Origin of the sequence: Sinomonas albida (assembly GCF_004919045.1) — a bacterium.
GTDB classification, from domain to species: Bacteria; Actinomycetota; Actinomycetes; order Actinomycetales; family Micrococcaceae; genus Sinomonas; species Sinomonas albida.
Genome location: NZ_SWDW01000021.1, coordinates 18,804 through 41,246 on the forward strand (window position 1 = coordinate 18,804; position 22,443 = coordinate 41,246).

Genomic DNA, 22,443 nt, shown 5'->3' on the forward strand with positions numbered 1-22,443 from the left:
TTTACGAGAAAACTTTGACGATGTTCATGACTGTGGGGCCCAAGATGATCACGAAAAGTGCAGGGAGAATGGAGAAGACCAGCGGGAACAGGATCTTCACCGGGATTTTCATCGCATGTTCCTCGGCTCGCTGGCGCCGCTTGAGGCGCATTTCGCGAGCCTGCGCCCGGAGCACATTTGCGATGGCGATGCCGTATTGATCAGCCTGGACAATTGACCGCACGAATGAACGAAGTTCCGGGAACGCAGCCCGCTGGGCAAGATCGAGATATGCCTCGCGGCGAGGCCGGCCAACTTGGATGTCTTGGAGCGTCCGTACGAACTCATCCGCCAGCGGACCGCTGCTACTTTGGGCTGCACGATCCATCGCAGCCTCGAATCCGACGCCCGCCTCCACTGATATCAGCATCTGGTCGAGCATGGTGGGAAGGGCGATCTGCATCGCCGATCGGCGCTTCTGGGCCGAGTTGTGCAGGAGGATATCGGGAACGAAATACGCAAGCGCAGACACCGCCACAAGGATGAGGAAGATCTGCGGTCCCGGGTTCTTCAGACCGATGACCAAACCCAATCCGAAGCAGATGAACGCCAACAACGGCTTCGCCACGAGCACCCTATCGAGCGGCCAGCTCCTGGGGCGCCCCGCACCCGCGAGTTTTCTATCCAGCCACGCTGTGTACCTTTTCGACGTCATGCGGCGGGCAGCACCTGTGAAAGCTTCTGGGATTGACGAGGGCGCCGCCTTCTGAGCCGGCTGCGCGAGGCCCAGGTTCTGCTCAATCGTTCTTCGAACGCTTCGGTCAGCTCCCACAAAGGACCACGTGAAATAGCTCAGGGGTACGACGATCGCGATGATTGCTCCGATGGCAATGATGGACATGTTGACCCCTAGAACTTCGGCTTGATGATTCGACTGAGCCAGAACGTGCCGACACCGAGCATGACCGCGACCGCTGCGAGCATGATCCAGCCCGGCACGGTGGTGAAGAATGTCGCGGCGTAGCTCGGGTTCATGAAGCAGATCACGATGAGCATGAAGATCGGCAGTGCCACGAGGACTCCCGCCGACATCCGTCCTTCCGCGCTGAGAGCCTTGACCTGACGGGACAGCTTGGCGCGGTCAAGAATTGTTTCGTTCACGTTTTCGAGAAGTTCGGCAAGATTGCCGCCGACGTCGCGCTGGGTCTCAATGGCCTGCGCCACCCACAGGAAATCCTGACTCTTCATGCGCCCAGCGGCGTCAAGCAGTGATTCGACCAAGTCTCTGCCGATCCGAGTCTCATTGACGACACGGCGCAGCTCTTCCCCCATGGGGGCCTCGGATTCGTCTGCGGCTCCGTCCACAGCTCGAAGCAAGCTGTGCCCCGCCCGCATGCTTCCGGCAATCATCGTGAGCATGTCCGGAAGCTGATCTGCGAACTTCGACTGCCTCCGGGCTGCGGTCATGTTGAGCCAGACGAGCAGGATCAGCGGTGCGAAGACGGCGGTGACGAGTCCGATGCCGAGGCCGCCGAGGATGAAGCCGACAAGGCCGAAGGCGAAAAACGATGCCCCGCATATGAGAAGGAAATCGGCTGCCCGGATCTTGAGCCCTGCCTGTTCGAACTTGTCCGCGGTGAGGAGGCGGAGCTGCCTTCCCTGCAGGCTTTTGTTGATCGCGCCGACTGCGCCGTCCGTCATCTTCGAGAGCGCCGACACCGAGTCCTTAGTCTGCGGACGCCGCCGATCGAGCGGCACCGTGCGGCGGGACTTCAGCGTGATGACGGCCAGGACGGCTAGCGCTGCATAAATTGCAGCTAGACCTGCGACCAGCACAATGGGGGAGTCCATCCTGTTCTACCTCCTCGCAAATTGCTGGCCGAAGAGAGCTGGGCTGATCTTGATCCCCAGATCCGCGAATCGCTCTGTAAACCGCGGACGGACTCCAGTGGGGATTGGCTTACCCAGGAACCGGCCATTGGCGTCCACTCCGGCAGAGAAGTCGAACAGGAATGCGTCCTGCAGAGTGACAATGTCGCCCTCCATGCCCTGTATCTCAGTTACATGGGTGACTCTGCGGGTGCCGTCTCGTAGACGGGTGAGATGAACGATGAGATTCACAGCGGAGGCCACTTGCTCGCGAATGGCTCTCAGAGGCAGATCCATCCCCGCCATGAGAACGAGCGTCTCGAGCCGAGCGATAGCGTCGCGCGGCGAGTTTGCGTGGACTGTCGAGAGGGAACCATCGTGCCCGGTGTTCATGGCTTGAAGCATGTCCAGGGTCTCGCCGCCACGAACCTCACCGACGACGATCCTGTCTGGCCGCATACGGAGGGAGTTCCGGACGAGGTCGCGGATGGTGATCGCGCCAATGCCCTCGATGTTGGGCGGACGGCTCTCCAGCCGGACGACGTGCTCCTGTTGAAGCTGTAGTTCGACCGCATCCTCGATAGTCACGATGCGCTCGCTTGTCGGGATGAACGAGGAGAGCACATTGAGGAGAGTGGTCTTGCCTGTGCCTGTGCCTCCAGACACGATCACGTTCATTCGCGCCTCGACGCATGCTCGCAGTAGCTCGGCCATCTCGCTGCTCAACGAACCGAGTTCGATCAGCTTCTCAGCGGTCAGAGCGTCTCGGGCAAACTTTCGGATCGTGAGCGCCGCCCCGTTGACGGCCAGAGGCGGGATGATCGCGTTCACACGAGATCCATCGGCCAAGCGTGCGTCAACGAGTGGCGAGGATTCGTCGACCCGACGGCCAACTCGGGAGACGATGCGTTCAATGACGCGCCGTAGTTGTTCCTCGGACGTGAACGTTGTCTCGGTGGGCTGCAGCCGTCCGTTTCGTTCGATGTACACTTGGTCAGCGCGGTTGACCATGATTTCCGTGACGCTTGTGTCTTCCAAGTATCGCTGGAGCGGTCCAAGTCCGAGGACATCGTCCATGACCTCGTTGATGAGCCGCTCTCGCTCGCTCGACGTGAGGGGTACTTGCTGGTCGGCAACCACCGCCCTGAGCTCAGTGTGGACATAGTCCTGGAGGTCGGATTCGCTGAGTGTTGAGTCCGTAATTCGGCTCCCAACCCGTTCGTAGAGCTCGGCCGTGGACTTCTCCTTTAGCTCGCGGAGAGCCTGACTTGCGCGAACGCTGCCCACGGGTTCGTGTCCTGCCAGACGGGCTTCGGCCTCCGCGGCGACCCTTGCGTCCAGTCGGACGCTAAGGGTCGACAGGCCGACCTCAACCGATGGCGAGGGGGCCTTTTCAGATGCCGTCGGAGTACCAAATCCGCTCTCGTGTACTCGCGCTTCGCTGGGAGAAGCCGTAGGAGGGGCGGACGTGCCACGCCGCCCTTGAAGACGATCACTCAGGCTCACTGGAATACCACCCTTCGGTGCGTCTGACGGTGGCCGCGATCTTGCCATGTGGGCTGGAACCGTTCGACGAGACTTCGGAGGCCCTTGACCGTTGAGTCGCGCAGGCCGTCGGCGAGGGCCGGAACGCCGCGATTGGTTGCGAGGGGCATTCCCTTGGATCGCGGCAAGATCACGTCGATCGGCACGCTGATAGTCGCCTCGATGTCCTGCACGGTGATGCCGGATTTCTTGTCTGCCATATTGACCACGACGTGCCGATGCTCCGGCAACATGTCGAGCTCGCCCAGAATCTCGAGGCCAGACTTGAGGCCCCTGATACTCGGAAGGTCCATCCCGCACACCCAGACGACGTCCGTGGCCTGATCGAGCGCTGCGAGGACGTGCTCGCCGAGTCCAGGGGACGTGTCGATGACAACGTATTGGAATTCCGTCGCGAGACGGGCAACCAGGTCACTCACCTGTTCAGCTGAAACCTTGTCGGCATCGGCTGGAGTGAGGGGAGCACAGAGTGCGTAAAGCTTCGTCGGGTGCGGTACCAAATAGGTCTTCAGGGAGAGCATGTCCATCGGGCCGTTGACGGCTTCGGCGATCGAGCTTTCGGGTTTCATCATGAGGCCGCTCGCGACATCCCCGAATTGGAGGTCGAGATCGACGATCACGACCGACATCGGAGACGCCTTGGCGAGGCCAACTGCGATGTTCGTCGCGATGGTGGTCTTTCCGACGCCGCCCTTCGGGGACATCACCGTAATGACTCGGCCCCTGCCCTGACCCTCGTGATCGACGGTCGCCTGCAGGGCCCCAGCTGTGCTTGAGAGTCGGTAGGACGCGGCGGTGGCGGCCTGCTCAAGGTGAACTCGCAGTGTGTCGACGTCGGCTTGTGGGGTGACGAGGTCGCGAACGCCTGATCGCATGGCGGCGAGCGCCAGCTCGGGAGAAGCGTCCGCGGCGTACATCACGCTGACGTGCGGAGACCTGACATCGACGGCGGCAGCGAAGTTCAGGACGTCGGTCGACGGCAGATCGGGGCCGAGAACGAGGACCTCGAGCGGTTCGCCGACGAGCTGCCCAAACATGTCGTCGATCGTGGGCGGCAGATAATCGGCGCGGAACGCCTGCAGACTTCCCGGAAGCCCTGCGGCGGCGAGACGAATGCGTTGGTCGAATTCCGGATGCGCTGTGACGAGGGCGAAGCGGCTCATCGGAGCACCTTCGTCCGGTCGATTGGTGCCGAGTTGGCGTCGGTCGCGGAGGCCGGCTCCTTCGAGAGGTAGATCGTGCCGTTTAGCTGTGCGTAAACGAGGCGTTCCACTTCGGGTGCGGGGCGCGCGACGGTCACGAGGTAGTCGCCCGAGGCTTGGGCGTTGGATCCGCCCCCGCTGAGACTGCCGCCCTGGCTTGCCTGCGGCGTTGGGGTTGAGCTCTGTGCGAGGGCGCCGCTGGGCAGCTGGACTGCCGTCACGAGGACCTTATTGAAGGTCATCTGTGTCTGGGCAGGAAGGCCATCTTCTTTCGGGAACGAGATGACGATGCCCACGGTGTCGCCAGCAGTGACGCTGCCGCCGACTACCCGTTCGACCGGAAGTCTGAGCGTCACTTCCTGCATCCCGGCGGGGACGGCCGCTCGCCCAGGCGACTCGAGCGCGGAGGGGTCGACAAAGCGACTGGCAAGCAATTCCTCCCCGGGCTGGAGGGCGGTCGAGGCGACCTTGCCCTGGATCGCCGACAGATCCGTGATGGGATCTGCGGGGATCGCGGACTTGGGAATCGGCTTCTTGGACACGTAGTCGCTGACACCGACTGCAGGCGTTCCTGTCGGAATTGTCTTCTGGACGACGTAGACGTCTTCGGTTTCGACGTTGGCGAGAGCGCGGCGGTCAGCGCCGTTGACGTAGGTGAGAAGAAGGACGGTGCCGATGATTGCGACAATCAGAGCAGCCACGCCTCCCAGTAGGCGGGTCCTCACGGTGACTCCTTTATTGTTCCGGTGCAGCCGCGATGAGCGACTACCTGGTTAGCTCCACGACGTAGAGGTTGCCCGTGGCGTTCGGATCGGTCGTGAAGTTGCTGAACAGGGACGGGTCGGCGGAGAACCCTACGAAGTAGCCGTAGATGCCCTTCTCAGATCCGGTCCAGACATTGGGCCCGGCCGAATAGCCAGGGAATTTCCAACCCAGCAGATGGAATCCGGCCCACTTGGCGACGTGGTACCAGGTGTTGTTTCCGTTGGCGCTCGGATTGGGAGTGGGCGGAGAGCTCGACAGGTCGTCGTAGACAGGGATCGCCACGGTCTGATCGAGAACGTAGTTTGGGTTGCCGGCGGTGAAGAGACCTCCGCAGCCGAGCGGGATGGCCGCTCCGTTACTCGTCTTCATCCAAGTCGAAAGGACGGATTCTGGACCAGCTGTCGCGGTGACTTGGCACGGCCCGGGCCCCGTGGGCGAGAGCCAGGCGAATCCCCCCGGAACAGTCTGATTCGACGGGTTCTTCCCGTTGCAGTCAGGGGTGCCCCCGCCCTGCGTGAGTATTTTCTGTTTGACCGGGGTTGCCGACGAGCTGTTGAGGTCTAGCTCGCAGGAATCGATCGCCAACGGGAGGATCGATTGACCGCTGGCCGGAACACCCCACTTGGCAGTCGCCGTCGCGCCCACTTGGGCGCTTGAGATGCCCAGGGCATTGGCGAGTAACAGCGAGAGTGAATTGTTCCCGTTCGGCTCCTTCACCGTCGCGGTGACGGTGACCGTTCCGGAAGTCCCATTGATGGTGATGATGGGCGTCGGGACGTTGGCCGTAGAGGTCAGAGAGTTGTCCTGCGCGTACTTGAGGGCGAGGCTTGTGGGCGTCCCGCCGGTGTTGCAGCCCGTCGTCGCAGCGTTCCGCTTGCAGTTGTCCGCGATGGCCAAGGCGGCGGCGTCTGCACCGTTCTGGAGTTCGGCCCGCTTGCTGTAGATACGGCCCATGTCGACGGCGATAGCCCCGACACCGAGGAGCACGACGGCGAGGATTGCAACCATGACGGCGACGGCGCCCCTGTCGCGCTCACGCTCATCGTGTGGAAGGATCATCCACCGCATCGCATAGCTCCCTTGCCTGTCAGGGTCACCGACTGGCCAAAGAATCCGGTCAGCGTCGTGAGCGTGTAGGTGACCGTTGCGTTGGCCTCAGCCCCGTTGGTGCACGATCCGGAAGCTGGCGTGATGGCTACGTTGGACGCAGAAAGCGCGGGGGATAGCCCTGGCGCTGCTGTGATTGCCTGGTTCTGAGCCGTTGTTGTGTCGTCAGCGATGGCCATGGAGCGCGAGGCTTCCCTTGCAGCCTGGTTCAGAGTGATCTGCACGTTGTAGATGCGTGAGAACTCGACGATTCCGACAACGATCAGGAGCAGGAAGGGGACGACCAACGCGAACTCGACGGCCACGGCCCCGCGCTCCCGCCGGCGCTTCATGGACGGCATCGTGACCTCCAAAGGTGGACTCATTTCAGATTCGGGGGTGGGGTGGGCGCCTTGTGGGTGCCCACCCCGACCAGATCACCAGGTTCCGACCGTGGACCCCAGACTGCTGAAGAACGTCTGCAGGTTGTTGCCGAAGAGGGTGACGCCAGCGATGATGACGAGCGCGATGAGGCCAACGAGCAAGGCATATTCAGTGGCCGTCGCGCCCCGGTCGCGATCGTATTCGTTTTGCGCGGACTCGCGATCGATATCGCTATTCACCACGTCCCGACCTTGGAACCAAGGGTGCTGAAGAACGTCTGCAGGTTGTTGCCGAAGAGGGTGACGCCGGCAATGATGACGAGCGCGATAAGGCCAACCAGCAGCGCGTATTCCGTTGCGGTCGCACCCTTTTCGCTCTTGGTGCGGTCGGTGAGGTCGTTCCAGAAGGCAATCACGGAGGCGAGGAGAGCGTTCATTGGATTTTCCTTTTCTTTGGGAGGTGGGTCCGGCGCCAGATCGATGCCCCCATATGAAGTGCCTCGGGTGCCGGCCACAACAAAAGTCCCATATGCGGCCCATGGCCACCATCCGTATTGGTACTTGTCTTTTGCAGACGCGATTACGGTCGGTACTTGGCTCGGACGCTGAGTACTCGGGGCGAGTACTCTGGGGTGGCGGCCGGCGAGGTACTCGCTGGCCGCTTTGACCCCGCCTACCGCCCCGGGGTACGCTTGATAGTCGTTGTGCGTGTCCTACCTCGATGGGACGCGTCCGGAGGGTGTCCAGTTGCAGGACGAACCAGCCCGCCGGCGCATTCGAGGCTCAGGGATGACTGGTCGGTAGAGCCCTCACCTCTTCTCCGGTAGCGCACCGAAGTACACAGGTGCACCTCACGGCGCCTACAAAGACCGAGAACGAAGGCAATTACTGTGCGTACGTACACTCCGAAGCCCGGCGACGCCGACCGTCAGTGGCACGTCATCGACGCCACTGACGTCGTCCTTGGTCGTCTTGCCAGCCAGACCGCAACACTGCTGCGCGGGAAGCACAAGCCGACCTACGCGCCCCATATGGACATGGGCGATTTCGTCATCATCATCAACGCCGACAAGGTGGCCCTCACTGGTGCCAAGCTCGACCAGAAGCGCGCGTACCGCCACTCGGGTTTCCCGGGCGGTCTGACCAGCGTCAGCTACGCCGAGCTCCTCGAGAAGAACCCGGTTCGCGCGGTCGAGAAGGCCGTCAAGGGCATGCTTCCGAAGAACAAGCTTGCGGCCCAGCAGATTTCCAAGCTCAAGGTCTACGCGGGTCCGAACCACCCGCACGCTGCCCAGCAGCCGAAGACCTTCGAGATCACCCAGGTCGCTCAGTAGTCCTGGCCACTACCCAAGAATCACCAAGGAGAACACTGTGGCTCAGAACGACGAGCTGAACACGGCCGTAGAGGCCGAGGAGAACCTGACCAGCTACACCTCCGAGAGCGCCCCGGCTGCGGCTGAGGCCGCCAAGCGCGAGCGTCCGGCTCTCACGGTGGCCGGTGCCGCCGTCGGTCGCCGCAAGCAGGCTGTGGCCCGCGTGCGCGTCGTCCCGGGCTCCGGCCAGTGGACCATCAACGGCCGCTCGCTGGAGAACTACTTCCCGAACAAGCTTCACCAGCAGGAAGTCAACGACCCGTTCAAGCTCCTCGACCTTGAGGGCGCTTACGACGTCATCGTCCGCATCCACGGCGGTGGCCCCTCGGGCCAGGCCGGTGCCGTTCGCCTCGGCGTGTCCCGAGCGCTCAACGGGATCGACGTTGACAACAACCGCCCGGCGCTCAAGAAGGCCGGCTTCCTGACCCGCGACGCCCGCGTGGTCGAGCGCAAGAAGGCCGGTCTCAAGAAGGCCCGCCGCGCTCCGCAGTACTCGAAGCGCTGATTTCAGTACTTCAACAGAAGGCCCGTTCCGCTTTCGCGGAACGGGCCTTCGCTGTTTCTGGCTAAATCCACATCCGGTTATTGCGCGGCTCTTAGCCGATATACCGTCGCGCCCTCCACGGTGTACGCGGAAAAGGTGTTCCGGACCCAGGCAATGATCTCGGATATTGCCGGTTGATTGCTGGTGATGGGATCCATTTCTGGGTAGTCGATCAAATAGCAGACTGACCCTTCGCCGGCCAGCTTCTTGAATTGATCAAGCGTCGGGCTCGGGTCAATTGCCGAAAATCCGCCTAGCGGCATTACCGGGCGATCGATGGCGAGCTGCCAATTGGCGGCCGTCTGCGCCGGAAAGGTTGCGCCTGCCCAACGGCAAGAACTGTTGGAATCTGCCAATCTTTCCACGAGAGGTGCGGGGGGAGAAGCTCCGAGCGCCAGTTCGCTGGCCCATTTCGGATCGCTATTTCTCAGGCTTGCAAGGAATCGGCTCATTGAACTCGGGCTTGCCGTGAGCGAGCCTGACGCAGGACTCGAGCCCGTCTGACCGCGACTGACCGTAGCGAAATCCGTGGCAACGGGGCCGATGCTGAGACCGATGACTGCAGCGCAGGCGGCTGCCCGGTTGATCCACGGCAGGGGCGGTGGGATGGCGGTGAGAACGGCTCCGCCGAGTCCGAGTACTAGCGTGGTGACCGCGAGACCGTGCATCGGCTCGCTCGGGACGAGCGACCCAAGCGTCAACCAGGACGCCAGCGCGCTGACGCCGATACCGAGCGCCATGGTCGCTCTTCGCCGCGCTGAGCGAGGGGCGAGAGACAGGGCCTCGAGCCCCAAGCCCACGGTGAGGGCGAGCGGGGGCGCGAGACTGACGGTGTAGTAGGTGTGGATGTCGAGCCCCATGAAGGAAAGCAAGACGTAGGCAGTCACGAGCCACAACGCCGAGGCAATCGCGATAGCCTTGGCGCGCGTACGCCTGAGACACCAGGCACTCATTGCTCCGCATGCCAGTCCGAGGAAGAGAATCCACGATGCTTCTTGGTTGTAGTTGGCATTGAACAACCGCAGCAAGCCCGCATCCGACCCTGTGCCACCGAACTCCTGGGGAATGAGGCTTGTGACATAACCGTCGGCGGCAGTGATGCGGTTGATGCCGTTGTATCCGACGGTGAGTTCAGTGAGGCTGTTGGCTGTCGAGCCCCCCACGTAGGGTCGCGACGTTGCGGGCGTGAGGTCGACGAATGCGAGCCAACTGCCGGCCACGACGGCGAACGAGAGAATCGCTGCGCCGCCATTGAGAAGCGACTTTCGCCAACCCCAGCGCCCCGTTGAGAGCACGGCGCCGGCCAGCGCTGGCGCGATGAGGAGGACCTGGAACTGCTTGGCCAAGAACCCCAACCCCAAAACTGCACCTGCAGCCAAGAACCAGCGGACGCGTCGCGATTCGATACCACGCAAGGTGGCAGCGAGGCCGAGCACCATGAGGAAGATCAAGAGGGGATCGGGATTGTTGTACCTCGACAGGAGCACGACGATGGGGGTCGTCGCGAAGGCGAGGGCTGTCGTGACGGCCGCCGCAGCGCTCGCTCGGCGCCGCACCACGAAATAGAGGAGCGCGGTCGTCGCCACTCCCAGGAGCGCTTGCGGGATGAGGATTCCCCAGCTGTTGAACCCGAAGATGCGGACCGAGATTCCCATGAGCCACAAGCTCAACGGTGGCTTGTCGACAGAGATCGCGTTGCCCCAGTCACTTGAGCCGAACAGGAAGGCCTCGCCGCTGTGCAGCCCCGATTGCACAGCGGCCGTGTAGAAGGCATTGGCCCAACCGTTCGCGCTCAGGTTCCAGAAGTTGAGGCCGGCGCTCAGGGACAGGACACCGACCAAAGCAGCGACCTCAGGAGGCCGAAGGCGGGACGCCAGCCTACTTCCGGTGGGCGTCGTCGAGACGATAGACGACAGCATCGTTCACCTTCTCCCCGCGGTAGGTGGCTTGGACCCAAGCCTCGATGGCTTCAGCTTGCTGCCCGAGGCCGTAGGCCTTCATCGCCGGGTGGTCGACAAAGAACTCGATGTCGCCCTTGAGCGCCCAGGACTTGAACTGGTCGAGAGTGGGCGCAGGGTCGAGGCCAAGCCAGCCGCCGATCGACAGGGTTGCGCGGCCGGTCGTCAGCTGGGTCAAGGCGGCGTCCTGGGCAGGGTACGTTGCGGCTATCCAGCGTCCAGTACCGCTCCCCTCCGACGAAAAGACCTTGAGCAGCTCGGGCGACGGAGTCACGCCGAACGCAACGTGGGGAGCCCAATCCGGCTGGCCGGTCGTCTTGATGTCGCGAAGATGCCGAGACATCGCGTCCGGGTTGTTGCTGATCGGTCCAGAGAGGGGCTGGGTGCCCTCAATCGACGCAGAGGCAGTGAACACGTCGGTCGCTACCTGGCCAGCGATGATCGATCCGAGCACCATCGCCCAGAAGATCTCCTGAGGCGCCTCGCGGCCCTTGACGAGCCAGATACCCGACCCGGCCGTCGCTAGGACCAGCAGCAGCGTTGGTCCCCACCAGCTCCACGCGTCGCTGTACTGCATGACCCTGATGCCCATGAACGCGGTTGCGCCCATCAGGAAGACACCGAACAGGCGTCCTACAAGAGCGTCGGATCGGCTCCACGCAGCCCACAGGCCCAAAGCGACGACCAGAGCCATCGGCGCCACGACAGTGTAGACGTAGTACGAGTGGACCATCGTGCCCATGAAACTGATCAGCAGCCATGCCGACATGAACCACACGCAGGCAGCGAGAACCAAAGCGTGCTGGAGCCGACCGCCAAGACCCCTGCCATAGAGCGCGAGGATGAACACCGCTGCAATGCCAGTGGCCAGAAGCCAACCGTTCTCAGGCGCGAAGTTCCCATTGAAGAGCCGGGCGAATCCGCCGTCGTAAGGCGACAGTTCCGAATCTGCCGTGGCCGGGCCTCCGCCGACTGCCATAGGGAACTGGAGGAGGCGGGCCGCGCCGTTGTAATCGAGCGTGAGCTCGACGACGCTGTTCGTCAGGGAGCCCCCGATGTATGGCCGAGCGGATGCCGGTGTGAGTTCAACGATCGCAACCCACCATCCCGCGGCAATGACCATCGCCGCCCCCGCTCCAGCCAGCCGAGCGAGACGCGCGCGCAGCCGCCCCGTCCCGAGGAGGAGGATCGCCAAGCCGATGGCAGGCACGGGGACCAGCCCCTGAAACTGCTTGGCCAGGAACGCCAAGCCAAAGGAAGTCCCCATGAGCAAGTACCAGTGCCATCGGGAATCCTGGGCTGCCCGCACGCCGAAGTAGAGCCCCAAGCCGATGAGGAGGCCCATCATGGGCTCAGGGTTGTTGTACCGGCTCATGAGGAAGAACACTGGGGCCGTCGCGCAGATCATCGCCGCGATGAAGGCAACCGTCGCTGGGAAGACCCGGCGAACCGTCGCCCACAGCAGCCACACGGTGGCAGTCCCCATGAGGGCCTGCGGGATGAGCACCGACCACGAGCTGAGCCCGAAGATGCGGACCGAGAGCGCCACCGGCCAGAGCGACAGCGGGGGCTTGTCAACGGTGATGACGTTGTTCCAGTCCTGCGAGCCGAAGAAGAAGGCTGTCCAATCGCGTGCACCGGCCTGCGCCGTGGCCGCGTAGAAGGGGTTGCCCCAGCCATTGTGGTCCAAGCCCATGAGGTAGGAGAGCAACGTCGCCGCCAGCATCGCTGCCAGGAGGAAGCGTTCCCGGCGGCTGACGGAGCCGACCGCCCGCCGAGTCAGGGCAAGACGAGGAAGCTCGGCGACCGCCGCCATCACGCGGCCTCCGCCGCCGGGGCCGCGCGGCGAGCCTCGACGCCAACGCCCCGCCCCGCCGTCGTCCGCGCCCTGAAGACCCACGCCTTGAGGAGGGCGAACCGCAGAACGGTCGCGACGATGTTCGCGGCGGTGAGCGTCACGAGCTCGGAGGTTGCGCCGGGCTGCGCTGCGGCGGCGTGCAGCACGAGCAGGGAGGACGAGGTGAGCGCCCACGCGAGCCCGAAGACGATGAGCCCCTGGAACTGCTGGATGCCGTAGTTGTCCGGCCCGCGAATGCCGAACGTGAAGCGCCGGTTGGCCGCGGTGTTGAGCACCGCGGTGACGAGGAGGCACGCGAAGTTCGCGAGCTGCGCGCCCATGAGAGGCTGCGACACGAGGTACAGGAGGGCGAACGCGAGCGTCGAGAAGATCCCGACGGCCCCGAAGCGCAGCACCTGGCCGAAGAAGGACGGCGCCCGCCCGGGCAGAAGGGGGCGCCGTCCGAGCTCGGAGTAGATTGCCGCAAGCGGCACGCGGCCGCGCGCGAGGGAGCGCGCCACGCGGACGATCCCGCGCATGTCGTCGAGCGCGGTTCGGGCGATGTCGACGGAGCTTGTGGGGTCGTCCGTCCAGTCGACGGGAATCTCGTGGATGCGCAGCCCGGCCCGCTCCGCGAGGATGAGGAGCTCTGTGTCGAAGAACCACTTGTTGTCCTCGACGTGAGGCAGTAGCGCCCGCGCGACGTCGGCCCGCACGGCCTTGAATCCGCACTGCGCGTCGGAGAAGCGGACCCCGAGCGCGCCGTGCAGCATCGCGTTGTAGGTCCGCGAGATGAACTCTCGCTTGGGCCCGCGCACCACGCGCGAATCCCGCCGCAGCCGAGTGCCGATGGACAGGTCCGAGTGGCCCGAGAGCAGTGGCGCGATGAGGGGTGGGAGGGCGGCGAGATCAGTCGAGAGGTCCACATCGAGGTAGGCGAGGACCCGGGCGGGGGAGGCCTCCCACGCGTCCCGCAGGGCGTAGCCGCGGCCCTTAGTCGAGAGCCTGCGGTAGACCACGCCCTCGTGCTCGGCAGCGAGCGCCTCGCCGATGCCGCGGGTGCCGTCCGTGCTCGCGTTGTCCGCGATGGTGACGCGCCAAGGGACCTGGAAGGCCCCTCGGAGATACTCGACAAGGGTCGTGACGCAGTGCGCGAGACTGCGTTCTTCGTTGAAGACCGGAACGACGATGTCGATCGCGAGCTCCCCAGTGCTGCTGATCATGGCGTTCACCGTAGGGTGCGCCCGGAAGCCTCTACTAGAGCCTCGGACAAAGACGAGTACAGCCCCCGGCAAAGTCGGGTAATGACCCGTACCGCCCCCGAAGCACGTGCAAAAGTCGAGTACTCGGGGGCGCCGTCCAAGTGGTGCGCCGGCGCTCCGTCCGTGAGAGCCTCAGCTCGGGTCCACGAAGGGATGCGGGGCCTATTCGCAGCTCCAGCGGGGCGGCCTCCCGGTCGCCCCGCGGGCATGCTTCCCCCGCAGGCATGCCATCACAGGCATTCCCTCCAAGGCATGTGCCGGAAGAAGCGGCTTGATGCGCCACGTAGACTATTCCCGATGACTAGGCTCTTCGGTACGGACGGCGTGCGTGGGCTGGCCAACGGCCTCCTCGACGCGCAGCTGGCGCTCAAGCTTTCACAGGCGGCCGCAATGGTGCTCGGGCACCGTCAGGTGGCGGAGGGTGTGCGGCCACGTGCCGTTGTGGCCCGCGATCCGCGGGCCAGCGGGGAGTTCCTGAGCGCCGCCGTCGAGGCAGGGCTCGCGAGCGCGGGCGTCGATGTCTACGACGCGGGCGTCCTCCCCACGCCGGCCGCCGCGTATCTGGTCGCTGACCTCAATGCCGATTTCGGCGTCATGATCTCGGCGTCGCACAACCCGGCCCCGGACAACGGCATCAAGTTCTTCGCTCGGGGTGGCCACAAGCTCGCGGACGAGATCGAGGATCAGATCGAGGCCGAGCTCGCGAACGATCCGGTCCGCCCTACGGGTGCGGGCGTGGGTCGCGTGCGTCGCTTCGCCGACGCCGAAGATCGCTACATCGTCCACCTCCTGACCACCCTCCCGCACCGCCTCGAAGGCCTCAAGGTGGTCCTCGACTGCGCGCACGGTGCGGCCTCAGGCTGCTCGCCGCAGGTGTTCAAGGACGCGGGCGCCGAGGTCGTGGTGATCGGCGCCGAGCCGGACGGCCTCAACATCAACGACGGTGTGGGCTCCACCCACCTGGGCGTGCTGCAGGACGCCGTGGTCGCCCACGGCGCGGACCTCGGCATCGCGCACGACGGCGACGCCGACCGCTGCCTCGCCGTGGACCACGAGGGCACGATCGTGGACGGCGACCAGATCATGGCGATCCTCGGCCTCGCCCTCAAGGCCGACGGGCGCCTCCGCGACGACGTCCTCGTGGCCACGGTCATGAGCAACCTCGGCCTCAAGATCGCCCTCCGCGAAGCCGGAATCGAGATCCGCGAGACCGCGGTCGGGGACCGCTACGTCCTCGAAGAGATGCGCGCCCACGGCTACTCCCTGGGCGGTGAGCAGAGCGGGCACGTGATCTTCCTCGACCATGCGACGACGGGCGACGGCGTCCTGACGGGACTCCAGCTCGCGGCGCAGGTCGCGAAGACGGGCCGCTCGCTCAAGGACCTCGCCTCCGTCATGACCCGCCTTCCGCAGGTGCTCATCAACGTCAAGGGCGTGGACAAGGCGCGGGTCACCGCGGACGACGGCGTGCGGCTGGCCGTGGCGGCGGCCGAGGCCGAGCTCGGGGAGACCGGGCGTGTGCTGCTGCGCCCGTCCGGCACCGAGCCGGTGGTTCGGGTCATGGTTGAGGCGGCCGACCACGAGACGGCGCAGGCCATCGCCGGCCGCCTCGCGGCCGTGGTGCAGAACCAGCTCGCGCTCGCGTGACGGGGTGAGGCGCTGCGCCGCGCCTCGTTGCAGAATGGACCCATGAGTGCCGACCTTGACGAGCTCCGCCGTCTCCGCCGCGCGCGCGACAGGATGGACCGCGAGTTCGCGGAGCCGCTCGACGTGCCCGCGCTGGCCCGCACGGCCCTCATGTCGCCGGGGCACTTCAGCCGGCGCTTCCGTGACGTGTACTCGGAGACGCCGTATTCGTACCTCATGACGCGTCGCATCGAACGGGCGACGGCGCTGCTCCGGCAGGGCGGTCTGAGCGTCACTGACGTATGCATCGCAGTCGGCTGTACGAGTCTCGGCTCGTTCTCGGCCCGATTCACCGAGCTCGTGGGCGAGACGCCGTCCCAGTACCGCGCGCGCAGCCACGAGGAGCTGCGCGGCGTCCCCGGATGCCAGACCATGGTTCTGACCCGCCCTCGGAAGGCCCCGACGAAGAAGCCCGGGGAAGTGAGCAGTTTCGGAGAAGCGCCGGCGACCACGCCCGCCTAATGTCAGTCCCATGACAATCTCCATCAGCACGGTCCACATCCTCGTCGACAACCCTGAGGCCGCCCTCGCCTTCTATCGCGACACCTTGGGCCTCAAGGTATTCAATGAGGTGGCGAACGGCGGCTTCCGCTGGGTCGTCCTGACCACCGAGAGCCAGCCCGAGATCCAGATCGTCCTGTCTCAGCCCCATGCGGGCCGCTCGCAGGAGGACGGCGACGCGCTCGCCGCCCTGCTCGCGAAGGGCGAATTCCGCACCGTCCAGTTCCGCTCCGACGATCTCGACGCGACGTTCGAGAAGGTCGCCGCGGCACCCGGGGTCGAGGTGCTGCAGGAGCCGGCCACCCAGCCTTGGGGCGCGCGTGACGCCGCCGTCCGCGACCCCGCCGGCAACATGGTCCGCATCGAGCAGGCCTGACCCGGCCGCCGCGGCGCGGCCCGGCCTGTCCAACCCGGCCTGTCCAACCCGGCCCGACCACACGGCTGAACCACGCGCGTAGGCTAGCGCCATGCGCACGCCGCCAGCCGCCGTCGTCCGCTTCGCCCAGCGGCCCATGGTTCGTCTTGCCCAGCGACTCAGCTCCGCGCTCGGGCGGGCGAGTGCCGTCCTCACGTCGCCTCAGGCGAGGGTGCTCGAGGTGAGCGGCGGGGTCGCGCCGCTCATGCTGCTCCGCGCCGCCGTCGACACGGGACTCCTTGAGCCCCTCGCCTCCGGGCCGCTCACGGCGGCTGGCGTGGCCGGGCGCCTCGACCTCCACGCCGACACGGTCCATCGCGTGCTGCGAGGCCTCGCCGTCTATGGCCTGACCCGTCTGGATCGGCGCGGCCGGTTCTCGCTCACCCCGACCGGGAGGCATCTCCTGGAGGACCACCCGCACTCGATGGCCGCGTGGATCCGCTATTCGACGTCGCCGATGGTGCTCGCGGGCTGGGCGCGGCTCCCGCAGACACTGCGCGACGGGCAGCCGGCCTTCAACGCGGCAACCGGCCAGACCATCTGGGAGTACCTCGCGGCCCATCCCGAGGAGGAGGCGGGGTTCGCCCGCACGATGCGCGAGCTCACACTCATGGCTGCGCCCCTCCTCGTCGCTGCGTACCCCTGGCCCGCTACCGGCACCGTGTGCGACGTGGGCGGCGGCGTCGGGACCATGCTCGCGGAGGTGCTGCGCGCGCATCCCAGCCTGCGCGGCATGCTCGTGGACCAGCCCGGGCCGCTCCGCGGGGCGGGGGAGTACCTCGCGGCGCGCGGCGTTGCAGAGCGTGTGACCGCGGTCGAGGGGAACCTGTTCACGGGCTTCGACGCTCCCGCGGACCTCTACCTGCTCAAGGACGTGCTCCACGACTGGGACGACGCCCAGTGCCGGCGCATCCTGAGCACGGTGCGTTCGGCCGCCCCGGTCGGCGCGAAGGTCCTCGTGCTCGAGTGGCTCCAGGAGCCCAACCGTGCCGAGTTCCCCGTGTCCATCTCCGACGTGATGATGCTCGCGCAGACCGAGGGGCGGCAGCGTTCGGCCGAGGAATTCTTCGAACTCGCATCGGGGGCCGGGTTTATCCGGGGCCGCGTGATCGATTCCGGTGCCTATGGAATTGTCGAATTGGTGGCGGTCTGAATTCGCCATGAGAAAGGCCCGCGTGGAATTCTTCCACGCGGGCCTTTCTCAATTCTTCGGCTCAGGTCGCGCTACTTGGCGCCCTCCGACTTGAGCCTCTCGGTGACGCTCTGCGGCATGGTCGAGCATCCGTCCGGGCCTCCCTCGGTCGCGGCGTGCGCCGAGGCCTCGTCCTTGATGCCGATGGTCGCGACGGCCGCTTGCCATCCGCCCATGCCCGCGAGCTGGCGCGGAAGCCACACGTTCGCGGCGCCATTGATGAGGTCCACCGCCATGGGGTCGGCCTTCGAGCTGATGTCGAGGCCGCCCCCGGGCGCGCGCCGCACGTTGTCGGGGTCGGGGAGCACGCCCATGAGCTGGGCTGACTCGTAGGTGTTGAGCTGCGACGGCGGGGTGTTGTAGTAGTACCAGCTTGCGGCGCAGATGCCGAAGAGCTTCGGGCCGAACTGCGCGTAGTTGAGGTAGAGCTCGGCGATGCGCTGCTTGGGGAGCAGGAGGTCGAACTCCTCGGAGAGGGGCGCCTCGATCGCCTTGCGCAGCGCGTCGTGGCTCGGCCACAGGAAGATGTTCTTGACGAGCTGCTGCGGCACGGTCGAGCCGCTCGGATCGGGCTGGCCGTCGATGAAGGCCTGGGCCCGGGCTTGGAAGTCCGCCTCCGTGAAAGCACCCACCCGGCTCCCGAGTTCCTCGTCCTCGTGGGCGATCACGGCCGCGATGGTGTTGCGGCTGATGTGGTCCAGCGAGACGTACTGATAGACCGTGGGCTCGCCAGCCTGGAGCATGTAGGACGTCCGGGGCGGCGTGATCCAGTTGTAGGCGATGGCGGTGAGGATGCTCGCGACGAACGCGACGACCACCACGATCCCGGTGACCTTGAGGACCCTGCGCACGCGCCCCCGGCGGCGCGGGCGGTCCGCCGGCCGGCGGCCGCGGCCGGCGGGGCGGCGGTCCTGGGAGCCGTCGAACTCGGGGTCGCGGGGCTCCCACTCCTCCGGCAGGCTGATCTGCGGGGGAGGGGCCGTCTCGGCAGGACCCAGCGGCACGACCCGGCGGCCGCGAACGCGATGTGAAATTGGTGGGAAGTTATCGGCCAAGGGGTCCATGGGCGGCTCCTGAGGTCAAGCTGCGAGTAGGCCACGGGGCACAGGGCGGTTCGCGTTAGTCTAGGTGTCCTCACATTGGATCGCAAATTGACCCCCGCCCGAATGTGCAAATTTCATTTTCACATATTCCGTATTGCTGGGAATTCTCTGGCAGCAACGAAAGCGGCCGCCCACCCTGCGAGGGTAGGCGGCCGCCGGGCCTGATTGGTCAGTTCTGCCGGGCCTGCAGGGTGTCGCGGATCTCCGTGAGGAGGGCGACCTGCGGGTCGACGGGCGCCTCCTCCGTGACCTCCTTGATCCCGAGCTTGCGGTTGCGGCGCTCGATCATGTGGTTCATGGGCATCACGATGACGAAGTAGATCGCCGCCGCAACGAGCACGAAGTTGACGAGGGCCGTGAGGAAGACGCCGACCTTGACCGGACCGAAGACGAGGAAGTTGTCGAAGTTCGGCTGCCCCACGATGAGGGAGATGATCGGCATGAGGACGTTGTTGACAAAGGTCGTCACGACCGCGCCGAAGGCGGCGCCCATGACGACGGCGACGGCAAGGTCTACGACGTTGCCCTTCATGATGAAAGCTTTGAATCCGCTCAGCATGGCGCCAAGAATAGCGTGGCCATATGGACTGTTATGTGAATTTCGGGTAACCCGCGCCATGTGTCGCGCCCCCCGAAGGGCGATCGCCGCCGTCGGCCGTGGGTCAGACCTTCCTCAGGAGCATCCGGCGGATCGAGTGGTCGGAGTCCTTGGTGAGGACGAGCTGGGCCCGCCCCCGCGTGGGCAGCACGTTCTGGACGAGGTTGGGTTCGTTGATGCTCTTCCAGATCCCGCGGGCGGTCTTCACCGCTTCGGCATCGGACAGGGAGGCGTAGCGGTGGAAGTAGCTCTCGGGCTGGGCGAACGCGCCAGAGCGGAGCTTGAGGAAGCGCTGGACGTACCACTCCTCGATGTAGCTCGTCTTCGCGTCCACGTAGATCGAGAAGTCGAAGAAGTCGCTCAGGGCCAGGCCGGTAGTGCCGTCGATTCGCGGGCGCGCCGGCGCGAGGACGTTGAGCCCCTCCACGATGAGCACGTCCGGGCGGCGCACCACGACCTCGCGGCCAGGCACGATGTCGTACGTGAGGTGCGAGTACCAGGGCGCCCGCACCTCCTCGGCGCCGGACTTGATCTCCGCGACGAAGCGCAAGAGCGCGCGGCGGTCGTAGGACTCGGGGAAGCCCTTGCGCTCCAGGAGGCCACGTCGGGTGAGCTCGGCGAGCGGGTAGAGGAAGCCGTCGGTCGTGACGAGCTGGACGTCCGGCGTGGAGGGCCAGCGGCGCAGCATCTCGCGCAGCACGCGGGAGATCGTTGACTTGCCCACGGCCACCGAGCCAGCCACGCCGATCACGAACGGCGTGCGCTGGGTCTGCTCCTCGAGGAACTGCGACGTGGCCGAATGCAGCGCGCCCGAGGCCTCGACGTAGAGGGAGAGGAGCCGGCTGAGCGGCAGGTAGACATCGCGGATCTCGCGCAGGTCGAGGGGATCGCCGAGGCCGCGCAGGCGGTCGATGTCCTCCTGGTTGAGCGGCTGTTCCATGCGGTTCGCCAGCTGGGACCAGCGGACACGGTCGAGCTCGACGAAGGGCGTGGCGCCGTCGCCGTCGAACTCAGTCCTGTGCAGACTCACTCGGGTGATTCTGCCAACACGGCCGCCTAGAGCGAAATGAGTGCCCGGTAGGATGAAGCGCATGTGTGGAATCGTCGGCTACGTCGGCAGCGCTCAAGCGCGTCGAAACGGAGATCACAGTGCCCTTGACGTCGTCATCGAGGGTCTGCGCCGCCTCGAGTACCGGGGCTACGATTCGGCGGGCGTCGCCGTCGTGGCGGATGGGGCTGTGGAATCGCGGAAGAAGGCCGGCAAGCTCGGCAACCTGATCGCCGAGCTGGGGGAGCGCCCGCTGCCGGCGACGCTCACCGGGATCGGACACACGCGCTGGGCCACCCACGGCGGCCCGACCGACGCGAACGCCCACCCGCACCTCGCGGACCAGGGCCGCCTCGCCGTCATCCACAACGGCATCATCGAGAACTACGCGGAGCTCAAGCAGGAGCTCGTCGCGAAGGGCGTGAAGTTCGAGTCCGAGACGGACACCGAGGTCGCCGCCGCGCTCATCGGCGACTTCTACCGCGGCGCGGCCGACGGCGACATCACCAAGGCGATGGAGCTCGCCGCCCAGCGGCTCGAGGGCGCGTTCACGCTCCTCGCCGTCCACGCGGAGCAGCCCGGCGTCGTCGTCGCGGCGCGGCGGAACTCGCCGCTCGTCGTCGGCCTCGGCGAGGGGGAGAACTTCCTCGGCTCCGATGTCTCAGGCTTCATCGACCACACGCGCCGCGCCGTGGAGCTCGGGCAGGACCAGATCGTCACGATCACGCCGGACTCGTTCGTCATCACGGACTTCTACGGTCGCCCCGCCGAGGGCAAGGAGTTCGAGGTCTCGTGGGACGCGGCCTCGGCGGAGAAGGGCGGCTTCTCCTCCTTCATGGAGAAGGAGATCCACGACCAGCCTGCTGCGGTGCACGACACGCTCCTGGGCCGCTCGGACGTCCAGGGCCACCTCATCCTCGACGAGCTCCGCATCGACGCGGCCGAGCTCAAGCAGGTCAACAAGATCATCGTGCTCGCGTGCGGCACCGCCGCGTACGCCGGCATGGTCGCGAAGTACGCGATCGAGAACTGGTGCCGGATCCCCACCGAGGTTGAGCTGGCGCACGAGTTCCGCTACCGCGACCCGATCGTGGACAAGAACACGCTCGTGGTCTCGATCAGCCAGTCCGGCGAGACGATGGACACGCTCATGGCTGTCCGGTACGCCCGCGAGCAGGGCGCCAAGACGGTCTCCATCTGCAACACGAACGGCTCGACGATCCCCCGCGAGTCCGACGCGGTGCTGTACACCCACGCCGGTCCCGAGATCGCCGTCGCCTCGACGAAGGCGTTCCTCGCCCAGATCACGGCCGCGTACCTGTTGGGGCTGTACCTCGCGCAGCTCCGGGGGAACATCTTCACAGGGCAGATCAAGGACGTCCTCGCGGACCTCAACAAGATCCCCGAGAAGATCCAGACCGTCCTCGACAGCGCCGAGCCGCTCCGCGAGCTCGCCCGGAGCATGAAGGACGAGAAGTCCGTCCTCTTCCTCGGCCGCAACGTGGGCTACCCCGTGGCGCTCGAGGGCGCACTCAAGCTCAAGGAGATCGCGTACCTGCACGCCGAGGGCTTCGCCGCCGGCGAGCTCAAGCACGGCCCGATCGCGCTCATCGACGAGGGGCAGCCGGTCTTCGTCGTGGTGCCGTCGCCGCGCGGCCGCGACTCGCTGCACGCGAAGGTCGTCTCCAACATCCAAGAGGTGCGGGCCCGCGGGGCGCGCACGCTCGTGATCGCGGAGGAAGGCGACGAGGCCGTGCGCGAGTACGCCGAGCACGTCGTGTACGTGCCGGAGACGCCTCCGCTGCTCATGCCGCTCCTCACCACCGTGCCGCTGCAGATCTTCGCGGCGGAGCTCGCGGCCGCGAAGGGCTTCGACGTGGACCAGCCGCGCAACCTCGCCAAGTCCGTCACGGTCGAGTAGCCCCCGCCCGCCCTTTCCCGTCTCGGGTACAGCTACTCGCGCGTCAGGCCGTGTGATGTCTCAGGACCTCGTGGACACTTCCTGTCTCAGGACGTTGTTGACACTTGATGTCTCAGGACGTTGTAGGCACTTCGGTTTCTGGGCTCGGGCGGCGGAGGCCGCTGCGAGGGACGAAG

Annotated in this window: 22 protein-coding genes; 7 read left to right on the plus strand and 15 right to left on the minus strand. The window is 65.7% G+C overall.

All coding sequences use genetic code 11. The annotated features are described in order from the left end of the window. Position 1: 1 nt before the first annotated feature. The 9 genes from E6A26_RS16730 to E6A26_RS16770 all read right to left on the minus strand — a co-directional run bounded on the left by E6A26_RS16730 (position 2) and on the right by E6A26_RS16770 (position 7,266). On the minus strand, positions 2–880 hold the full coding sequence (locus E6A26_RS16730; RefSeq protein ID WP_136612344.1) for a type II secretion system F family protein: 879 nt from the start codon (positions 878–880) through the stop codon (positions 2–4). Positions 881–888: 8 nt separating this feature from the next. Further along, a complete protein-coding gene (locus E6A26_RS16735) occupies positions 889–1,830 on the minus strand; it encodes a type II secretion system F family protein (RefSeq protein WP_136612345.1) in 942 nt (313 codons plus the stop codon). Positions 1,831–1,836: 6 nt separating this feature from the next. Then, positions 1,837–3,354 carry a CpaF family protein gene (locus E6A26_RS16740; RefSeq protein ID WP_234865625.1) on the minus strand — a complete coding sequence of 506 codons (1,518 nt, stop codon included), beginning with the start codon at positions 3,352–3,354 and terminating at the stop codon, positions 1,837–1,839. Beyond that, entirely contained in the window at positions 3,351–4,556 is a 1,206-nt protein-coding gene (locus E6A26_RS16745; protein ID WP_136612346.1) for an AAA family ATPase, read from the minus strand. Before E6A26_RS16745 ends, E6A26_RS16740 begins: the two co-directional genes overlap by 4 nt. Beyond that, positions 4,553–5,296 (minus strand): Flp pilus assembly protein CpaB, encoded by a 744-nt coding sequence (cpaB, locus tag E6A26_RS16750; protein ID WP_234865628.1) that lies wholly within the window; start codon positions 5,294–5,296, stop codon positions 4,553–4,555. The genes E6A26_RS16745 and cpaB overlap by 4 nt, the downstream gene beginning before the upstream one ends. 64 nt (positions 5,297–5,360) lie before the next feature. Further along, the gene (locus tag E6A26_RS16755) at positions 5,361–6,428 is read right to left on the minus strand and encodes a TadE/TadG family type IV pilus assembly protein (RefSeq protein WP_136612348.1); all 1,068 of its coding nucleotides are present in this window, start codon (positions 6,426–6,428) and stop codon (positions 5,361–5,363) included. After that, on the minus strand, positions 6,416–6,808 hold the full coding sequence (locus E6A26_RS16760) for a TadE/TadG family type IV pilus assembly protein (protein WP_327407886.1): 393 nt from the start codon (positions 6,806–6,808) through the stop codon (positions 6,416–6,418). Before E6A26_RS16760 ends, E6A26_RS16755 begins: the two co-directional genes overlap by 13 nt. A gap of 75 nt (positions 6,809–6,883) precedes the next feature. After that, complete coding sequence (locus tag E6A26_RS16765; RefSeq protein ID WP_211129209.1) at positions 6,884–7,072, minus strand: Flp family type IVb pilin; 189 nt, start codon at positions 7,070–7,072, stop codon at positions 6,884–6,886. Next, positions 7,066–7,266, minus strand: coding sequence for a Flp family type IVb pilin (locus tag E6A26_RS16770; RefSeq protein ID WP_136612349.1), 201 nt, complete (start codon positions 7,264–7,266; stop codon positions 7,066–7,068). The genes E6A26_RS16765 and E6A26_RS16770 overlap by 7 nt, the downstream gene beginning before the upstream one ends. Positions 7,267–7,719: 453 nt before the next feature. On the opposite strand from E6A26_RS16770, the gene rplM reads away from it, so the two are divergent. Continuing rightward, on the plus strand, positions 7,720–8,163 hold the full coding sequence (rplM, locus tag E6A26_RS16775) for a 50S ribosomal protein L13 (protein WP_136612350.1): 444 nt from the start codon (positions 7,720–7,722) through the stop codon (positions 8,161–8,163). 37 nt (positions 8,164–8,200) lie between these two features. After that, on the plus strand, positions 8,201–8,707 hold the full coding sequence (gene rpsI / locus E6A26_RS16780; protein WP_136612351.1) for a 30S ribosomal protein S9: 507 nt from the start codon (positions 8,201–8,203) through the stop codon (positions 8,705–8,707). 77 nt (positions 8,708–8,784) lie between these two features. Here rpsI and E6A26_RS16785 read toward each other — a convergent pair whose 3' ends face one another. The 3 genes from E6A26_RS16785 to E6A26_RS16795 are packed head-to-tail and all read right to left on the minus strand — an operon-like array spanning position 8,785 to position 13,764. Next, positions 8,785–10,587: a glycosyltransferase family 39 protein gene (locus E6A26_RS16785; RefSeq protein ID WP_168928773.1), complete on the minus strand. Its 1,803-nt coding sequence runs from the start codon at positions 10,585–10,587 to the stop codon at positions 8,785–8,787. 37 nt (positions 10,588–10,624) lie between these two features. Then, positions 10,625–12,520 carry a glycosyltransferase family 39 protein gene (locus E6A26_RS16790; protein ID WP_234865633.1) on the minus strand — a complete coding sequence of 632 codons (1,896 nt, stop codon included), beginning with the start codon at positions 12,518–12,520 and terminating at the stop codon, positions 10,625–10,627. Continuing rightward, positions 12,520–13,764, minus strand: coding sequence for a bifunctional glycosyltransferase family 2/GtrA family protein (locus E6A26_RS16795; RefSeq protein ID WP_136612354.1), 1,245 nt, complete (start codon positions 13,762–13,764; stop codon positions 12,520–12,522). Before E6A26_RS16795 ends, E6A26_RS16790 begins: the two co-directional genes overlap by 1 nt. Positions 13,765–14,100: 336 nt before the next feature. Between E6A26_RS16795 and glmM the strand changes: the two genes are divergently transcribed. The 4 genes from glmM (at position 14,101) to E6A26_RS16815 (ending at position 17,558) form a co-directional block, all read left to right on the plus strand. Continuing rightward, on the plus strand, positions 14,101–15,450 hold the full coding sequence (glmM, locus tag E6A26_RS16800) for a phosphoglucosamine mutase (RefSeq protein ID WP_136612355.1): 1,350 nt from the start codon (positions 14,101–14,103) through the stop codon (positions 15,448–15,450). Positions 15,451–15,492: 42 nt separating this feature from the next. Next, entirely contained in the window at positions 15,493–15,951 is a 459-nt protein-coding gene (locus tag E6A26_RS16805; RefSeq protein WP_136612356.1) for a helix-turn-helix transcriptional regulator, read from the plus strand. Positions 15,952–15,961: 10 nt separating this feature from the next. After that, the gene (locus E6A26_RS16810; RefSeq protein WP_136612357.1) at positions 15,962–16,366 is read left to right on the plus strand and encodes a VOC family protein; all 405 of its coding nucleotides are present in this window, start codon (positions 15,962–15,964) and stop codon (positions 16,364–16,366) included. A gap of 91 nt (positions 16,367–16,457) precedes the next feature. Then, positions 16,458–17,558, plus strand: coding sequence for a methyltransferase (locus E6A26_RS16815; RefSeq protein ID WP_136612358.1), 1,101 nt, complete (start codon positions 16,458–16,460; stop codon positions 17,556–17,558). A 71-nt stretch (positions 17,559–17,629) separates the two neighbouring features. Here the strand turns inward: E6A26_RS16815 and E6A26_RS16820 are convergent, their stop codons facing one another. The 3 genes from E6A26_RS16820 to coaA all read right to left on the minus strand — a co-directional run bounded on the left by E6A26_RS16820 (position 17,630) and on the right by coaA (position 20,328). Beyond that, positions 17,630–18,661 carry a transglycosylase domain-containing protein gene (locus tag E6A26_RS16820; protein ID WP_136612359.1) on the minus strand — a complete coding sequence of 344 codons (1,032 nt, stop codon included), beginning with the start codon at positions 18,659–18,661 and terminating at the stop codon, positions 17,630–17,632. A gap of 208 nt (positions 18,662–18,869) precedes the next feature. Then, positions 18,870–19,259, minus strand: coding sequence for a large conductance mechanosensitive channel protein MscL (gene mscL / locus E6A26_RS16825; protein WP_136612360.1), 390 nt, complete (start codon positions 19,257–19,259; stop codon positions 18,870–18,872). 103 nt (positions 19,260–19,362) lie between these two features. Beyond that, positions 19,363–20,328 (minus strand): type I pantothenate kinase, encoded by a 966-nt coding sequence (gene coaA, locus E6A26_RS16830; protein WP_234865630.1) that lies wholly within the window; start codon positions 20,326–20,328, stop codon positions 19,363–19,365. Positions 20,329–20,389: 61 nt separating this feature from the next. Here coaA and glmS point away from each other — a divergent pair, with 61 nt between their 5' ends. Continuing rightward, entirely contained in the window at positions 20,390–22,267 is a 1,878-nt protein-coding gene (gene glmS / locus E6A26_RS16835) for a glutamine--fructose-6-phosphate transaminase (isomerizing) (RefSeq protein WP_136612362.1), read from the plus strand. Positions 22,268–22,443: the final 176 nt, after the last annotated feature.

What these genes read in the sequence shown, in the direction of transcription:
- E6A26_RS16730 (WP_136612344.1), bottom strand. Translation starts at nt 880, where the DNA reads ATGTCCATCATTGCCATCGGAGCAATCATCGCGATCGTCGTACCCCTG.
- E6A26_RS16735 (WP_136612345.1), bottom strand. Translation starts at nt 1,830, where the DNA reads ATGGACTCCCCCATTGTGCTGGTCGCAGGTCTAGCTGCAATTTATGCA.
- E6A26_RS16745 (WP_136612346.1), bottom strand. Translation starts at nt 4,556, where the DNA reads ATGAGCCGCTTCGCCCTCGTCACAGCGCATCCGGAATTCGACCAACGC.
- E6A26_RS16755 (WP_136612348.1), bottom strand. Translation starts at nt 6,428, where the DNA reads ATGCGGTGGATGATCCTTCCACACGATGAGCGTGAGCGCGACAGGGGC.
- E6A26_RS16760 (WP_327407886.1), bottom strand. Translation starts at nt 6,808, where the DNA reads ATGCCGTCCATGAAGCGCCGGCGGGAGCGCGGGGCCGTGGCCGTCGAG.
- E6A26_RS16770 (WP_136612349.1), bottom strand. Translation starts at nt 7,266, where the DNA reads ATGAACGCTCTCCTCGCCTCCGTGATTGCCTTCTGGAACGACCTCACC.
- E6A26_RS16790 (WP_234865633.1), bottom strand. Translation starts at nt 12,520, where the DNA reads ATGGCGGCGGTCGCCGAGCTTCCTCGTCTTGCCCTGACTCGGCGGGCG.
- E6A26_RS16795 (WP_136612354.1), bottom strand. Translation starts at nt 13,764, where the DNA reads ATGATCAGCAGCACTGGGGAGCTCGCGATCGACATCGTCGTTCCGGTC.
- glmM (WP_136612355.1), top strand. Translation starts at nt 14,101, where the DNA reads ATGACTAGGCTCTTCGGTACGGACGGCGTGCGTGGGCTGGCCAACGGC.
- E6A26_RS16805 (WP_136612356.1), top strand. Translation starts at nt 15,493, where the DNA reads ATGAGTGCCGACCTTGACGAGCTCCGCCGTCTCCGCCGCGCGCGCGAC.
- E6A26_RS16810 (WP_136612357.1), top strand. Translation starts at nt 15,962, where the DNA reads ATGACAATCTCCATCAGCACGGTCCACATCCTCGTCGACAACCCTGAG.
- E6A26_RS16815 (WP_136612358.1), top strand. Translation starts at nt 16,458, where the DNA reads ATGCGCACGCCGCCAGCCGCCGTCGTCCGCTTCGCCCAGCGGCCCATG.
- E6A26_RS16820 (WP_136612359.1), bottom strand. Translation starts at nt 18,661, where the DNA reads ATGGACCCCTTGGCCGATAACTTCCCACCAATTTCACATCGCGTTCGC.
- mscL (WP_136612360.1), bottom strand. Translation starts at nt 19,259, where the DNA reads ATGCTGAGCGGATTCAAAGCTTTCATCATGAAGGGCAACGTCGTAGAC.
- glmS (WP_136612362.1), top strand. Translation starts at nt 20,390, where the DNA reads ATGTGTGGAATCGTCGGCTACGTCGGCAGCGCTCAAGCGCGTCGAAAC.